This is a genomic window from Xanthomonas sp. SHU 166, assembly GCF_000364685.1.
GTDB lineage: Bacteria > Pseudomonadota > Gammaproteobacteria > Xanthomonadales > Xanthomonadaceae > Xanthomonas_A > Xanthomonas_A sontii.
Map to the genome: position 1 here is coordinate 1 of NZ_AQOJ01000113.1, position 14,758 is coordinate 14,758.

Annotated in this window: 14 protein-coding genes and 1 pseudogene; 11 read left to right on the forward strand and 4 right to left on the reverse strand. The window is 67.5% G+C overall.

Annotation, left to right across the window (positions count from 1 at the left end; all coding sequences use genetic code 11):
* Positions 1-44 precede the first annotated feature (44 nt).
* Entirely contained in the window at positions 45-1,214 is a 1,170-nt protein-coding gene (locus D180_RS22825) for a putative peptide maturation dehydrogenase (protein ID WP_081616394.1), read from the forward strand.
* Positions 1,215-1,270: 56 nt separating this feature from the next.
* Here the strand turns inward: D180_RS22825 and D180_RS22830 are convergent, their stop codons facing one another.
* Complete coding sequence (locus D180_RS22830) at positions 1,271-1,660, reverse strand: NHLP-related RiPP peptide (protein ID WP_081616395.1); 390 nt, start codon at positions 1,658-1,660, stop codon at positions 1,271-1,273.
* A gap of 222 nt (positions 1,661-1,882) precedes the next feature.
* On the opposite strand from D180_RS22830, the pseudogene D180_RS04610 reads away from it, so the two are divergent.
* Positions 1,883-2,179 (forward strand): annotated as a pseudogene (locus D180_RS04610) (nitroreductase family protein); the annotation flags it as partial.
* An 18-nt stretch (positions 2,180-2,197) separates the two neighbouring features.
* Here the strand turns inward: D180_RS04610 and D180_RS04615 are convergent.
* Both D180_RS04615 and D180_RS04620 read right to left on the reverse strand, forming a co-directional pair.
* Positions 2,198-2,665, reverse strand: a complete 468-nt coding sequence (locus D180_RS04615) for a cupin (RefSeq protein ID WP_232760326.1) — start codon at positions 2,663-2,665, stop codon at positions 2,198-2,200.
* Between the two features lie 170 nt (positions 2,666-2,835).
* Positions 2,836-4,458, reverse strand: a complete 1,623-nt coding sequence (locus D180_RS04620; protein ID WP_043090472.1) for a SulP family inorganic anion transporter — start codon at positions 4,456-4,458, stop codon at positions 2,836-2,838.
* 293 nt (positions 4,459-4,751) lie between these two features.
* Between D180_RS04620 and D180_RS04625 the strand changes: the two genes are divergently transcribed.
* From D180_RS04625 to D180_RS04640, 4 genes are all read left to right on the forward strand, one after another.
* Positions 4,752-5,183 (forward strand): hypothetical protein, encoded by a 432-nt coding sequence (locus D180_RS04625; protein WP_017911874.1) that lies wholly within the window; start codon positions 4,752-4,754, stop codon positions 5,181-5,183.
* A gap of 233 nt (positions 5,184-5,416) precedes the next feature.
* Positions 5,417-5,620, forward strand: coding sequence for a hypothetical protein (locus D180_RS04630; RefSeq protein WP_017911875.1), 204 nt, complete (start codon positions 5,417-5,419; stop codon positions 5,618-5,620).
* 37 nt (positions 5,621-5,657) lie between these two features.
* Positions 5,658-6,758: a DUF3182 family protein gene (locus tag D180_RS04635; protein WP_017911876.1), complete on the forward strand. Its 1,101-nt coding sequence runs from the start codon at positions 5,658-5,660 to the stop codon at positions 6,756-6,758.
* 2 nt (positions 6,759-6,760) lie between these two features.
* Entirely contained in the window at positions 6,761-7,651 is an 891-nt protein-coding gene (locus D180_RS04640; protein WP_017911877.1) for an alpha/beta fold hydrolase, read from the forward strand.
* A gap of 250 nt (positions 7,652-7,901) precedes the next feature.
* Here the strand turns inward: D180_RS04640 and D180_RS04645 are convergent, their stop codons facing one another.
* Complete coding sequence (locus D180_RS04645) at positions 7,902-8,219, reverse strand: hypothetical protein (RefSeq protein ID WP_017911878.1); 318 nt, start codon at positions 8,217-8,219, stop codon at positions 7,902-7,904.
* 325 nt (positions 8,220-8,544) lie between these two features.
* On the opposite strand from D180_RS04645, the gene D180_RS04650 reads away from it, so the two are divergent.
* The 5 genes from D180_RS04650 to D180_RS04670 form a co-directional block, all read left to right on the forward strand.
* Complete coding sequence (locus D180_RS04650; protein ID WP_017911879.1) at positions 8,545-9,375, forward strand: p-hydroxycinnamoyl CoA hydratase/lyase; 831 nt, start codon at positions 8,545-8,547, stop codon at positions 9,373-9,375.
* Positions 9,376-9,456: 81 nt separating this feature from the next.
* Complete coding sequence (locus tag D180_RS04655) at positions 9,457-11,322, forward strand: feruloyl-CoA synthase (protein ID WP_017911880.1); 1,866 nt, start codon at positions 9,457-9,459, stop codon at positions 11,320-11,322.
* Between the two features lie 78 nt (positions 11,323-11,400).
* Complete coding sequence (locus tag D180_RS04660) at positions 11,401-12,807, forward strand: alginate export family protein (RefSeq protein WP_232760327.1); 1,407 nt, start codon at positions 11,401-11,403, stop codon at positions 12,805-12,807.
* 14 nt (positions 12,808-12,821) lie between these two features.
* Positions 12,822-14,144, forward strand: coding sequence for an MFS transporter (locus tag D180_RS04665; protein ID WP_017911882.1), 1,323 nt, complete (start codon positions 12,822-12,824; stop codon positions 14,142-14,144).
* Positions 14,145-14,282: 138 nt separating this feature from the next.
* Positions 14,283-14,758 (forward strand): MarR family transcriptional regulator (locus tag D180_RS04670; RefSeq protein ID WP_017908083.1); only part of this gene is annotated, 476 nt, incomplete at its 3' end.

The following is a 14,758-nucleotide window of genomic DNA, read 5'->3' on the forward strand; positions in this document are numbered from 1 at the left end:
AGAGGCGAGATAAAGTTTAGCTATGAATTTGCAATGAGGATGCTATGAAGCTTCGCCGCTGCGCGATTGTATTTTTTGAGCCTAGGGAATCGGTCGATTTTGACTTGATGTCACTATTTTCTGGCGGCGCCGGCCTTAGTCGTCAGATCCGCTGGCTGGCGCTCGCACCACACCTGGATGATGAAGTGGAAGTCAATCAGGAAGAGAGGGAGATTTTGGGAAGTATCAGTCCAAGCGACTGGATAAATAGAAAATCCTTCGCTTCTCAGGCGATTGATTTGATTGACGCTCTTTTGAAGAAGGGTTTACTCGTCGGCGACACAAAAGCTCACAAGGCGATTCGGGATCGCGATGACGTCGTGCGCTCAGCGTATTGGTGGCCCGCTGCGGCCATGCTGCACAAGTTTTGTCGCTGGAAGGATCTTGACAGCGTCGCCTCCATGGAAGCCAACAAGTTGACCACTGCGCCGGAGTTGCGCGATAAACTTGGCCCGCCGCCTCCAGAAGTGATATCCAGATCTCATTCGGCGGGGGACATAGAACTTCCCAGGCTTGCGGCCGATGAGTACGAGAAGCTCATGGCGACTAGAGCGACGTGCAGAAATTTCGACCAGGAGAAAGAGCTTCCGATCGACATTTTTTCACGAATGATGCAGAGGGTGGTGATGGCCCAGGCAGTTGTTCGCCTTCAGGAAGATACTGCATTCGTAAAAAAGAATGTTCCTTCGGCTGGCGGATTGCATCCGACCGAGGTTTACTTAGTCGTACAGCGGGTAGAGGGCATTGCGCCGGGTCTCTATCACTATCATCCTGTTGAACATAAGTTGGAATTGCTTTCTATCCCATCTGTCTGTCTTGCCACCTTGGCGACGGAGATGTTGGCGGGGCAACACTGGTTTGCGGGGGCGCATGTTCAGCTTATCCTTGCGCCTCGATACGCGCGCAGTTTCTGGAAGTATCGGTTTCATTCGAAAGCGTACCGCGCGGTAACACTGGATGTAGGTCATATCTCCCAGGCGATTTACTCTAGCGCAACACAGCTCGGACTAGGTGCCTTCGTGACCTCTGCTATAAACGACGTCAACGTCGAAAATGCGTTCGGACTTGATCCTTTGCTTGAGGGGCCGCTCGCCATTTGCGGATTTGGTTGGAGGTCAAAGTCGATGACGACGACTGAGTTTGATCCGCTTAACGAGGTATGGCTAGGTCGATAGCGGAGTCACGGGCGCGCCAGCTTTTGGCTGGCGCGCCCGCGAAGCCTTCGCTAGCTTCACTTCCTGAAGAAGGCTTCTACTCTGCCCGATTCCAAAGCATGAACAACCGTGTGAGTGCCTGCGCTCGTTAGGAATGCTCTGATGTCGTCTCTAGACCGAGAGATTTCTTTTTTGCTGGCCAATTTTCCGACAAGCAAGCATCGAAGAAAGGGCAAAAATTGGACTTCCTTGGTGCGATTTTCCGCCTTGTTGATCGCAAATACATGTCCAGCTTGGACAAGTCCAGCGACAGGATCTTTCTTGAAAAGTGCACGGAACTGATTGTCGGTGCTCAAGAGATCCAATAGGCGGTCAGCGACCTTCTCGTCAAGTGGAATTTTTCCCTGCAAAGGGCTTGTCGGGGAGGCCAGAGCCTCTTCATTTTGTTGCAATAAAGCTGTGCCCATACCCTTCCTCGATCGACGTTAGAGGTGTGTGCTTAGGTTGAACCTAGGCCATCTGATGCTAGACGGACTGTAGAGGATGTCAATTCATCTTCGCTCTGATCCGTCAAGTCTTCGGTCGGGGCATCCATTGCCGTTCTTACGTAGCAAAAAATATGTAATTTAGATCGCCAAGCTGATAAGCAAGCGATCCACATCCTGGCGCTTCTTGGTTGTCCTGATGGACTCAACCGGACGTTCTGTAAGTATCGCCAGCATGCCAAGGCCTATCGCGCGCTGACCCTGGACGTCGGCCACATCTCACAGGCGCTGTACTTCTCTGCCACCGATCTGGGGTTGGGCGCGTTCTTCACCTCCGCCATCAATGATGTCGATCTCGGCAAGGCACTGGACCTGGATCCGATGCGCCAGAGCGTCATGGCGATCTGCGGCTTCGGCTGGCGCTCCGAGCACGCAGCGACGACCGAGTTCGATCCGGCGTGCGATGTCTGGGCGGCGGGGCCGACTTCGAGGCAAGCATGATCCCGTGCGACGACGCAGTCAGTCGACGTCGACAGGTCTCTTCCAATGCTTCAGCAACGGCCCCTCCGCCCCGAGCAATGGATCGCTGCTTGGAAAAGGCACATTGGCGATCCCTTGCAGCATCTCGGCTGTAGGCGCTTCCCGGCAGATATCCCAATCCTGCCCGTCGGGATAGGCGCCGACGACCATGAAGTCGGCGCTGGCCGACAGCCGGCAATGGCCTGTCCCGGCCGGCAGTAGCAGCGCATCGCCGGCAGCGAGCGCGACCTCGATGCCGACCGGGCCGCCGAGCAGCACGCGGGCGCTACCGCGGGCGACGCCGAGCATTTCGTGCGCGGTGGAATGGTAGTGGTGATAGTCGTAGATGCCGTCGCGCCATTGCGGCGGCCAGCCGTGCGCGGCGAAGCGGCGTTCGAAGCCGTCGGCGTCGAGGGTGCCGACGCACTGCCGGTAGTGCAGCACTGGCAGGAACGGGTGGTTGGGCACCCAGTCGTGTGGCGGCAGTTGCCAGTGGTCCAGTGACATCGGCGGATCTCCTGCATGGCCGTTAGCAGTTCGATGCTAATCGGCCGATGTCGTCGCCATGTCGGCACGCGGGACGGCGCGCGGCGTGACCGCGCGCTGCGCCGCGCCGACACGATCGTCCCGGCCGGGCCTCAATGTAGCGGAACGCTTTCCACATCGTCGCGCTGGTGCCTGCCCAGCCGCCCGACCATCGCCGCACTGTCCGGGTTCAGTCCCAGCACCTGGACCTGCGCGCCGTGGCGGCGGAATTTCATCACCACCTGGTCCAGCGCGCCGATGGCGCTGATGTCCCAGACGTGCGCGTCGCTCAGGTCCAGGGTGACCCGCGCCGGCGCGTGAGCGAAGTCGAAGGCACCGGCGAAGCCGCCGGCCGAGGCGAAGAACAGTTGGCCGCGGATGCGGTAGGTGTGGCCACCGTCCGCGTCCTCGCTGCGCGCGATGTGCAGCATGCGCCCGACCTTGCGCGCGAAGAACAGCGCCGACAGCAGCACGCCGGTGAGCACGCCGCGCGCCAGGTCGTGGGTGGCCACGGTCACCGCGACGGTGCCGAGCATCACCACGCTGGAGCTGGTCGGGTGGGTGCGCAACTGCGCCAGCGAGCGCCAGCTGAAGGTGCCCACCGAGACCATGATCATCACCGCCACCAGCGCGGCCATCGGGATCTGCCGTACCCAGGCGCCGGCGAACACAACCAGCAGCAACAGCACGCTGCCGGCGACCAGCGCGGACAGCCGGCCGCGCCCGCCGGACTTCACGTTGATCACCGATTGCCCGATCATCGCGCAGCCGGCCATGCCGCCGAACAGGCCGCTGACGATGTTGGCCACACCCTGGCCCACGCATTCGCGGTTCTTGTCGCTGGGCGTATCGGTCATGTCGTCGACGATCTGTGCGGTCATCATCGACTCGAGCAGGCCGACCACGGCCATCGTCGCCGCGACCGGGAACACGATCCGCAGCGTTTCCAGCGTCCACGGCACGGCCGGCAGCAGCAGGCTGGGGAGGCGATCGGGCAGTTGTCCCTTGTCGCCGACGGTGGGCACGTGGATGCCGAAGTACAGTGCCAGCCCGGTCAGCAGCACGATCGCCACCAGCGGCGGCGGCACGGCCAGGCCGCGCGTCCAGCGGTGCCCCAACAGCAGCGCCGCGGCGCCACCCACGGCGACCGGCAGCAGCATCCACGGCACCATGCTGCCTGCGGTCAAGGCGGCGCCCAGCACCAGCAACCACAGGCCGATGCCGGGAAAGCTGCGCCGCGACAGCCAGGGCAGGCCGTAGATCAGCAGCAGACCCAGCGCGACCAGCGGGTAGACCGGGACGGGCACGCCGATCAGTTCGGGCAGTTGTGCCATGAAGATCAGGATCGCCAGCGCATTGACGAAGCCGGTGATCACCGAGCGCGAGACGAAGCGCATCAGCGCGCCGAGCTTGAACAGCCCGGCCAGGATCTGCAGCACGCCGGTCAGCAGCGTGGCTGCCAGCAGGTAGGGCAAGCCGTGTTGCTTGACCAAGCCGATCATCAGCAGCGCCATCGCGCCGGTGGCGGCGGAAATCATGCCGGGGCGCCCGCCGGCGAAGGCGATGGTCACGCAGATGCAGAAGGCGGCATAGAGGCCGATCTTGGGATCGACGCCGGCGATGATCGAGAACGCGATCGCCTCGGGAATCAGCGCCAATGCCACGACCAGGCCGGCGAGCACGTCGCCACGGAGATTGCCGCACCAGGACTGGCGCAGGGAAGAGGAAAATTTCAAGGTAAACGCTCCCGACACCGCCCTGTCGCAGGGCAGCGCTCGCTGTATGCAATGGAAAACCAACAACTTGCGGCCTGCCGTCGAGGCGGGCCGATGCAAGCTGCGGGTGTCAGGGTGGCGTCATGGGAGGCGCGTAGTGAGAGAGCGGCGCGAGCAGGCGCGCGGCCAGTATACGCGATGGCTGCCGCCGCGCCCGCTGTGACCGCCTGTACGCTGCCGCCGCACGACTCACGTTGCGCTCACTTTCGCCGCGCAGAATGTGCGGATCGCAATGCCGTATCGTGGAGTCGGCCATGCAGGATCTTCGCATCGATCATGTCGATGGCGCCTTGTCCGCCCTGGACCAGGCCGACCCGCAGTACAAGGCCGCGCTGTGGCAATGGGCGTGCCTGGAAATGCTGCACGAGACGCTCACTGCCATGCACCAGCTCTCGCACCGCGCCGGCGTGGCCGAACTGGTCGCCGACGCCTGGCTGGCCCCGGTCGACGTCATCGCCCCGGAGCAGCCCTTCCTGGAGCGCGCCGCGCTGGCCGATCCGCGCGTGCAGGCCTTCGCACTGGCGCTGAATGCGGCGGCATCGCGGCAGTCGCGCGCCGACTTGTGGCGCAGCGGCTATGCCAGCGCGGTACAGGCCACCCTGCAGGGCATGCAGGCGCTGGCCGGCAAGCACCGGATCGATGCCCGCTTGCCCGCCCACCATGCCGCGGCGACGGCTGCGGCCTGAGCACGGTGTCGACCATAACGTTCGTGCGCTGCTGCGCTGACGATCGACCGTGATGACGCTATTGCTCGCACTGGCTGTGTGCTCGCACTGAGTCGTCTTTACCGCAAGCGCGAAGCGTATCGCCGACGCGATGATGCGGTTGACGGACGCAGCCGGCCCTTGTTTTCGCGCGATGACACGCGCACCACATCGCGTTCACCCCCATGCGACAGCCCGCGCGACAGCCTTGCGCCATGCGTCACGACGACCGCCACTCTGCGGCCCCTCCTTCCGCCTCCGCGCGCCAGCATCGACGCGCGCGCGATGCCAGCGGCACGTCCGAAGCCGCTGCCTGGTGGCGGCAACTGCGCGCCAGCCGCTGGCTGCGCGTGGTTGCCGCGCTGCTGGCGCTGGCCGCGGCCGCCGTGTTGCTGCTGCAGTGGTACGACCATGGCTGAGGCAGCGCGTCTTTCCAATCCGCACGGAGCGTTCCGCATGGCCCGATCCACCGTGCATGCCAATGTTCGCGCCTGCCAGGTGCGGGAGATCGTGTCCGGGGGCCACGAGGCAGCCACGCATGCCTGGCTGGTCGCCGAAGTGGGGCGGCTGATGCACCTGCCCGTGCACGACGAGCGCTGTGCCGCCGGTGCGGGTGCGTTCTGCGTGCCCGACGACACCCTGACCACCGCGCAGGCCGAGCAGATCGGCGTGCACGCGGCGGCCGATCTGCTGGGCGGTGTGGTGCCGTACGCCTTCGTCGCCACCAAGGCGATCAGCCATCCGCTGATCGAGATCGATGCGCAGTCACCTGACGGGTGGCAGCCCGACCTGGGCGCGGCGCTGGCGTCCGCCACGCTGCCGGGCTACGCCGCCTTCAGCGCTGCCGATGCCCGACGCGCGTACGCGCGCTTGTGCGACGGCGGCCCGGTGCGGCTGAAGCTGCCGCACGGCGTCGGTGGGCTCGGGCAGGTGCTGCTCGGCGACGCGCAGGCGCTGGACGCGGCGCTGGCGACACTGCCCGCGCACGCGTTGCGCGAGCATGGGGTGGTGCTGGAACGGCACCTGCAGCAGCCGACCACCTTCAGCGTCGGCGAAACACATTGCGCCGGCGTGACCATCGCCTACTGCGGCACGCAGTCGGTCACCCGCGATGGCAGCGGCCGCGAGGCGTACGGCGGCTCGGAACTGCAGGTGATCCGCGGCACCCTCGACACACTGCTGGAGCAGCCGTTGCCGCCGCGCCAGCGCACCGCGGTGCTGAAGGCACGCGACTACGATCGGCTGGTGGCCGCGGCCTATCCGGGCTTCTATGCGTCGCGCCGCAACTACGACGTGATCGAGGGGCTGCTTGCCGATGGCAGCATCGCCTGCGGCGTCCTCGAGCAGTCCTGGCGCGTCGGCGGCGCCACGCCGGCGGAACTGGCCGCGGTCGCTGCGTTCCAGCAGTCGCCGGCGCTGCAACGCGTGGTCGCCGCCACCGTCGAGCGCTATGGCGCGCATCCGCCGCCGCCGGCCGGGGCGCAGGTGTACTACGTGGGCGAAGAGCCGCGCACCGGCCTGCTGACCAAGTACCGCTACATGCGCAGCGTGACCTGACCATGGAAGCCGAACTTTCCAGCATCGACATCCCGGTCGACGGCGCGGCGCTCAGCGGCACCTTGCTGACTCCGACCAGCCGCCTGCCCGGCGTGCTGTTCGTGCACGGCTGGGGTGGCAACCAGCATCACAACCTGGTGCGCGCGCGCGAAGCGGCCGGCCTGGGCTGCGTGTGCCTGACCTTCGACCTGCGCGGCCACGAAGGCCTGGCGGCGATGCGCGAGACGGTGACGCGCGCGCAGAACCTGGACGACATCAAGGCCGCTTACGATCGCCTGGCGGCGTCGCCGCACGTGGATCCGGACGCGATCGCGGTCGTTGGGCTGAGCTACGGCGGTTACCTGGCCGCGTTGCTGACGCTGGAGCGGCCGGTGGAGTGGCTGGCCCTGCGCTCGCCGGCGCTGTACAAGGACGCGCACTGGGACGGGCCGAAGGTCGCGCTGAACCGCGATCCCGATCTGATGCCCTACCGCAACCGCGTGGTGACGCCGGCGGACAACCGCGCCCTGGCGGCCTGCCAACGCTATCGCGGCGATGTGCTGCTGGTGGAGGCCGAACGCGACACCATCGTGCCGAGCCAGGTACTGCACAACTACGCGGCAGCGTTCTCCAACGCGCGCTCGCTGACCACCCGCATGATCGCCGGCGCCGATCACGCGCTGACCGAGAAGGCACACCAGGCCGCCTATACGCGCCACCTGATCGACTGGCTGACCGACATGGTGATCGGGCGCCGCGTGGCCCTGGCCAGCCGCGTGGTCGAACAGCGCAAGCAGCGCCTCAAGCGCAGCGAGGGCGAGGCGGCGACGGCGCCCGGCAAGGGATCGAACGCGTTCCATGGGCGCCTGGAAGCGAAGGAGCACAGCGCCTCGCCACCCGCTTCGTCGCGTTGAGCCGCATGCGGTGCCGGATGCGTGCGCCAGCTACACGCGGCGCACGCCGCGGTGTGCCGAGCGCGCGATGGGCTGCTATCCGGTTGTCGCCGCTGCGCCGGGAGACGGCGCCTCGGGCGCCTTCCATCGCGACCGAAGACGCAGCGTAGCAGCGGCGTCGGCCGCGACAGGCATTCTCGGTAACGCCCGTCGCGGCTGACGCCGCTCCTGCCCTGGCAACGACGATATGCCCGGCTGCGCTGGGCGCTGTTCAGTGCCGCCGCCCCGACTGCGCCAGGTGCTGCCAGGCATGCCGCACCAGCCAGCGCGCCTCGTCCCACGGCACCGACAACATCGGTGCGCACTGGTGATAAGCGTCCTGCAGCACGCGGTACAGCTGCGCCTCGTTGGCGCGCGGGTAGGCCAGGTACACGTCATAGCCGATCTTCAGCAGCTGCGCGTAGTCGGCGAAGCCCTGGCGGCCGAGACGGCCCTCGGCATGGGCCTGCTGCCAGTACGCCATCTCGGCGTCCAGATCGATGCTGACGCGAGCGTGGGTCGGTTGGTCAAGCGCGGAGACGGTGTGCATCACATCACCCCGGTGTCGACGGAACCCCTGTGGGCTGGATGCTAACCCGGGACTGAACGTCCCCTGTGAGCATTGCGTTCACCGGGCGTGAAGACTCGCGCCGACGTGGCGGCGGATCCAAGGTCCTGGGATGGCTTGCTCCCTTCGCGAGTCCAAGGAATCCGTATCGCAGTTGCTGTCACCCCGCCCATGGGCGGGCCGCCATGCTCCCGCCACAGCGCCGCCCGCCATGCTGCACTGCAGCTTGCGCCGAAATAATGATGATCTATAACTATTATCAGTCCTAAGTGATCCGCTCTCTCCCCCTCCCCATGCAGGCCTATCCATGAGCAGCTACCAAGACCGCTGGCAGACCGTCCAGGTCGAGATCGACGCAGGCATCGCCTGGGTCACCCTGAACCGGCCGGACAAGCGCAACGCGATGAGTCCCACCCTCAATCGCGAAATGATCGACGTGCTGGAGACGCTGGAGCTGGACAGCAGCGCCGAGGTGGTGGTGCTGACCGGCGCCGGCGAATCCTGGTCGGCCGGCATGGACCTGAAGGAATACTTCCGCGAGACCGACGGCAAGGAAGAGATCGTGCAGGAGCGCATGCGCCGCGACTGCTCGCAGTGGCAGTGGCGTCTGCTGCGTTTCTACAGCAAGCCGACCATCGCCGCGGTCAACGGCTGGTGTTTCGGTGGCGCGTTCTCGCCGCTGGTCGCCTGCGACCTGGCCATCGCCGCGGACGAGGCGGTGTTCGGGTTGTCGGAGATCAACTGGGGCATCCCCCCGGGCAACCTGGTCAGCAAGGCCGTCGCCGACACCATGGGCCACCGCAACGCCATGCTCTACATCATGACTGGACGCACCTTCACCGGCACCGAGGCGGCGCAGATGGGCCTGGTCAACGCCAGCGTGCCGCGCGCGCAGCTGCGTGAGGAAGTGACCAAGCTGGCACAGGAACTGCAGCAGAAGAACCCGGTGGTGCTGCGCTTCGCCAAGCACGGCTTCAAGCGCTGCCGCGAGCTGACCTGGGAGCAGAACGAGGACTACCTGTACGCCAAGGTCGACCAGTCCAATCACCGCGATCCCGAGAAGGGCCGGCAACAGGGCCTGAAGCAATTCCTGGACGACAAAACCATCAAGCCCGGTCTGCAGACCTACAAGCGCTGACCCGTCGCGTCGCCGGCGGCCCCGCGGGGCCGCGGCGGCGTTGCCGCACGCCGTGCCGTCTCTCTCCCCCGGATGGTTCCGATGAATGCCGCTGAGTCCGTTGCCACCGCCGCGCGCTACCGTCCTGTCGGACTGAGCCACGCGGATACCGAGGTCCACCGCGATGCCGACGGCGTGCTGCGCCTGCGCGCGCGCGAACCGCTGGCGCCGCTGCCCAGGCACCTGCTGCAGCGCCTGCAGCACTGGGCGCTGCACACCCCCGATGCCACCTTCGTGGCGCAGCGCGACGACGCCGGGCAGTGGCGGCGCCTGAGCTACGCGCAGATGCTCGAGCGCACCCGCCGCATCGCCGCGCATCTGCTGGACATGGGTCTGTCGGCACAACGGCCGCTGGCGATCCTGTCCGGCAACGACCTGGAGCACCTGCAGCTCGCGTTCGCGGCGATGTACGCCGGCATCCCGTACTGCCCGGTGTCGCCGGGCTATGCGTTGCTGTCGCGCGATTTCGCCAAGCTGCGGCATGTGGCCGAGGTACTGCGCCCGGGCCTGCTGTTCGCCAGCGACGGTGCCGCGTTCGCCCCGGCGATCGCGGCGGTGTTCCCCACCGATGTCCCGGCGGTGTGCGTGCGTGGCACCGTGGGCGATCGTGCCTGCCTGCGTTTCGAGGAACTGCTGGCGCCGCGTGCGCTGGAGGCCGCCGATGCCGCCTTCGCCGCCTGCGGCCCCGACAGCATCGCCAAATTCCTGTTCACCTCCGGCTCCACCCTGCTGCCCAAGGCGGTGATCACCACCCAGCGCATGCTGTGCGCGAACCAGCAGATGCTGCTGCAGACCTTTCCGGTGCTCGGGCAGACGCCGGTGCTGGTCGACTGGCTGCCGTGGAACCACACCTTCGGCGGCAGCCACAACATCGGCATCGCCCTGTACAACGGCGGCAGCTTCTACCTCGACGACGGCAAGCCGACCCCGGCGCTGTTCGAGCAGACCTTGCGCAACCTGCGCGAGATCGCGCCCACCGTGTACCTGAGCGTGCCGCGCGGCTGGGAACAACTGGCGCAGGCGCTGGAACAGGATGCGGCGCTGCGCGAGACGTTCCTGTCGCGCATGCGCATGTTCTTCTTCGCCGCCGCGGCGCTGTCGCAGGAAGTGTGGGACCGCCTGGAGCGCATCGCCGAGGCGCACTGCGGCGAACGCATCCGCATGCTCGCCGGCCTGGGCATGACCGAATGCGCGCCGTCGTGCACCTTCACCCACGGCACCAGCAATACCCCCGGCGACGTCGGCGTGCCGGCGCCGGGCTGCGAGGTCAAGCTGGTGCCGGTCGGCGACAAGCTGGAAGCGCGCTTCCGCGGGCCGCACGTGATGCCGGGTTACTGGAACGCGCCGCAGCAGACCGCCGAGGCTTTCGACGAGGAAGGCTTCTACCGCTCCGGCGATGCGCTCAAGCCGATCGATCCGCAGCATCCCGAGCGCGGCCTGTTGTTCGACGGCCGCCTGGCCGAGGACTTCAAGCTGTCTTCCGGCGTGTTCGTCAGCGTCGGCCCGTTGCGCACGCGGGTGCTGATGGAAGGTGCTGCGTACGTGCAGGACGTGGTGGTCACCGGTGCCGACCGCGACGCCATCGGCCTGCTGCTGTTCCCGCGGCTGGACGCGCTGCAGGCGCTGTCCGGGCTGCCGGCGCCGGCCGAGACGGCGCAGGTGCTGCAGGCGCCGCCGGTGCGCGCCTGGCTGCAGCGCCTGCTCGACACGCTCAACCGCAGCGCCACCGGCAGCGCCAGCCACGTCGCGCGCGCGGCGTGGCTGGAGCAGCCGCCGAACCTGGAGGCCGGCGAAATCACCGACAAGGGTTCGATCAACCAGCGCAACGTGCTGCGCGCGCGGGCGGCGCTGGTCGAACAGCTCTACGCCGGCACCGCACCGGGCGCGGTGCCGGCGCCGCCGTCATGACCGCACCACTCGGCCGCGCGACCGGATAGCGGACCGCGCTCCTTCGCATCACCGGCTTCGAGACTTGGGAGGGAATCGATGACTGTGCCTCTTGCGCGCGCGCGGCGTGCGCCCCGTACCGTGTGCCTGGCAATGCTGTGCAGCGTCGGCTGCGCCCAGGCCGATGCCGAACCCAACGGCCCGCAGGGCAAGCTGCTGGCCGATCAGGAAGACTATTCGGCGCTGGCCGAGCGCTCGCGCCAGGGGTGGGAGAAGTGGAAGTACCTCCCGCTCGGCGACGGCTGGCTCAGCCTCGGCGGCGAGAGCCGCACGCTGTACGACTATCGCGAGCACGCCGGCTTCGGCCGCTTCGCCACCGATCCGCACGGCTATGCGCAGCAGCGCCTGCGCTTGTGGGCCGACTACCGGCCGTCGGCGTATGTGCGCCTGTTCGGCGAACTCGCCGACAGCCGCGTGGCTGGCCTGCAGACACGGCACGTGCAGGCCACCGACCGCAACCCGCTGGACCTGGCGCAGGGGTTCGTCGAACTGTTCGACGGGCAGAAGGCGCCGGCCTGGCGCCTGCGCGCCGGCCGCCAGCAGATCGCCTACGCCTGGCAGCGCCTGCTCGACCCGCGCGATCCGGCCAACTCGCGCATGCCGTTCGATGCGGTGCGGCTGCTGACCCGGCAGCCGCGCTGGAGCGGCGGCCTGCTGTGGGGACGCCCGGTGCTGACCCGCACCGGCAGCTTCGACGACCGTGCCAACCGCGACCAGCGCCTGTGGGGCGCGCACGCCGAAGTGCCGCTGTCGCCCAGCCAGCCGAAGGCGGCGCTGCTGGAGACGCTGTACCTGGACACCGTGCAGGACGGGCGTCGCTATGGCGGGGTGGTCGGCGAGGAGCATCGGCACACCTTGTCCACGCGCCTGAGCGGCGCGGTGCAGGGCTGGGACTACGACCTGGAGCTGATCGGCCAGCGCGGCCATTTCGCCGGCCAGCGCGTGCGCGCCTGGCAGGGCACGCTGTTCGGCGGGTACACCTTCGCCACGACGACGTGGTCGCCGCGCCTGGGCTGGCGCATGGAGGTCTCGTCCGGCGACCACGATCCGCGCGATGGCGAACTGAACACCTTCAATGGCCTGTACGCGCGCGCCTCGGTGTTCGACGGCAGCATGATCAGCAGCAACGTGCGCGCCATCGGCCCGGAACTGGTGCTGCGTCCCAGCGAGCGGCTGTGGATCGACATGTACGTGCTCAAGCTGCAGCGGCAGAGCCTGCACGACGGCGTGTACGCGGCCGGCTGGCGGGTGCTGCAGCCGGGCGACGCCAACGATGCGCGCGACATCGGCACGCGCTCGGTGCTGTGGGTGAAGTATCGCTTCAACGCCTTCGCCAGCCCGGACGTGTACGCCCACTACACCCAGGCCGGGCCGTTCCTGCGCGAGGGACCGGTGCGCGGCCGCGACTACTTCTACATCGCCCCCTTCCTGACCCTGCGCTTCTGAGCCGGAGCCTTTCCATGCGCGATCCGCTGCCATCGTCTGCGCCGTACCGCCCGCTGTATGCGTGGTACGTCACCATCGTGCTGTTGCTGGCCTACACGCTGTCCTTCGTCGACCGGCAGATCCTCGGATTGCTGGTGCAGCCGATCAAGCGCGACCTGCAGCTGTCCGACTCGGCCTTCAGCCTGGTCCATGGCTTCGCCTTCGCGGTGTTCTACACGCTGATCGGGGTGATGCTCGGCCGCGTCGCCGACCGCCGCAACCGTCGCAACCTGATCGTGCTCGGCGTGGTGGTATGGATCGCGGCGACCGCGGCCGGCGCCTACGTCACCAGCTTCTTCACCCTGTTCCTGGCGCGGGTGTTCGTCGGTGTCGGCGAGGCCTCGCTGTCGCCGGCGGCGTACTCGATGCTGGCCGACTACTTCCCGCCGGAAAAGCGCGCGCGGGCGATGAGCGTGTACACCTCCGGCGTCTACATCGGCTCGGCGGCGGCGTTCATCGTCGGTGGCCTGGTGATCGCGGCCACCAGCAAGGAGAGCACGGTGCTGCTGCCGCTGCTGGGCAGCTTCCGGCCCTGGCAGGCGGCCTTCATCCTGGTTGCGCTGCCCGGGCTGGCGGTGATCGCGCTGATGGCCACGGTGCGCGAGCCGGCGCGGCGCGAGCAGGCCGCCGCGGTGCCGAGCGTGCGCCCGGACCTGAGCCACCTGCGCGACAACGCGCGGGTGTACGTGTCGCTGTTCCTGGCCAACGGGGTGATCGCGATGATCACCTTCGGCATCACCGCCTGGTTGCCAGCCACCTTCATCCGCCGCTGGCAGTGGACCCCGGGCGAGATCGGCCCAGCCTACGGCATCATCATCCTCACCTTCGGCATCGCCGGCATGCTGTTCAGCGGCTTCCTCGCCGACCGCCTGGCGGCGCGCGGCAGCCGCGACGCGGCACTGAAGATCTCGCTGGTCGGCGCCGTGCTGCTGGTGATCAGCAGTGCGCTGTTCGCGGTGGCACCAGGGCCGTGGCCGGCGCTGGCGGCGATCGCGCTGACCACGTTCGTGCTGGGCATGCCGGTGGCGCTGGCACCGGCGATCCTGCAGGCGGTCACCCCCAATCGCCTGCGCGGCCAGGTCACCTCGATCTACCTGCTGTTGGTCAACCTGATCGGGCTGGGCCTGGGGCCGTACCTGGTGGCGCTGGGCACCGACCACGTACTCGCCGACGAGCGCCAGGTCGGGCTGTCGCTGGGCGTGGTGTGCATGGGGGCGGCGCTGCTCGGCGCGCTGTGCCTGTGGACCGCCGCCGCGCCGTACCGGGCGCTGCTGCGGCGCGTGGACGCGGCGTTGTGACCATGCGCGGCCATGCCCCTACAATGCAATGGCGACGGCACCGCCGGCCGGCGCCGACGGATGCGTGCGCAGCCGCCGTGACCTGGCCGCAGGACGCCCCATGCAGGAAGCGCAGTGAGTTCGAAACCGAGTCCCGAGATGTCCAACAGCGCGTTGCCCGCCGATCCGCACACGGCGGACAGCGTGGACCAGCGGCGCCTGACCAGCCTGATCGGCTACCGCATCACCCGCACCGAACTGCAGGTGCGGCGGCTGTTCCAGGACTGCGTGCGCGCTTTCGAGCTGAAGCCGGTGGAGTATTCGCTGCTGGTGCTGGTGGACGCCAATCCGGGCATCAACCAGCGGCAGCTGGGCGAGGTGCTGAGCGTGTCGCCGCCGAACCTGGCGATCGTGGTCGCGCGCCTGGTCAAGCGCAAACTGCTGCGGCAGGTGCGCGGGCGCCAGGACCGGCGCATGCAGCACCTGCATCTGACCGCCGCCGGCACGGCGCTGCTGGCGCAGGCCGAAGCCGAAGTGGTGCGCATGGAGCAGCAGCTCGGCACCGCGCTCGGCGCGACCTCGGCACGCGCGCTGCTGCAGGCGCTGGACCGGCTGGACGCGCTCGACCGCCTGTA

Coding starts and splice junctions, on each gene's coding strand:
- D180_RS22825 (WP_081616394.1), top strand. CDS start 45: ATGAAGCTTCGCCGCTGCGCGATTGTATTTTTTGAGCCTAGGGAATCG.
- D180_RS22830 (WP_081616395.1), bottom strand. CDS start 1,660: ATGGGCACAGCTTTATTGCAACAAAATGAAGAGGCTCTGGCCTCCCCG.
- D180_RS04625 (WP_017911874.1), top strand. CDS start 4,752: ATGCAGGATCTTCGCATCGATCATGTCGATGGCGCCTTGTCCGCCCTG.
- D180_RS04630 (WP_017911875.1), top strand. CDS start 5,417: ATGCGTCACGACGACCGCCACTCTGCGGCCCCTCCTTCCGCCTCCGCG.
- D180_RS04635 (WP_017911876.1), top strand. CDS start 5,658: ATGGCCCGATCCACCGTGCATGCCAATGTTCGCGCCTGCCAGGTGCGG.
- D180_RS04640 (WP_017911877.1), top strand. CDS start 6,761: ATGGAAGCCGAACTTTCCAGCATCGACATCCCGGTCGACGGCGCGGCG.
- D180_RS04645 (WP_017911878.1), bottom strand. CDS start 8,219: ATGCACACCGTCTCCGCGCTTGACCAACCGACCCACGCTCGCGTCAGC.
- D180_RS04650 (WP_017911879.1), top strand. CDS start 8,545: ATGAGCAGCTACCAAGACCGCTGGCAGACCGTCCAGGTCGAGATCGAC.
- D180_RS04655 (WP_017911880.1), top strand. CDS start 9,457: ATGAATGCCGCTGAGTCCGTTGCCACCGCCGCGCGCTACCGTCCTGTC.
- D180_RS04660 (WP_232760327.1), top strand. CDS start 11,401: ATGACTGTGCCTCTTGCGCGCGCGCGGCGTGCGCCCCGTACCGTGTGC.
- D180_RS04665 (WP_017911882.1), top strand. CDS start 12,822: ATGCGCGATCCGCTGCCATCGTCTGCGCCGTACCGCCCGCTGTATGCG.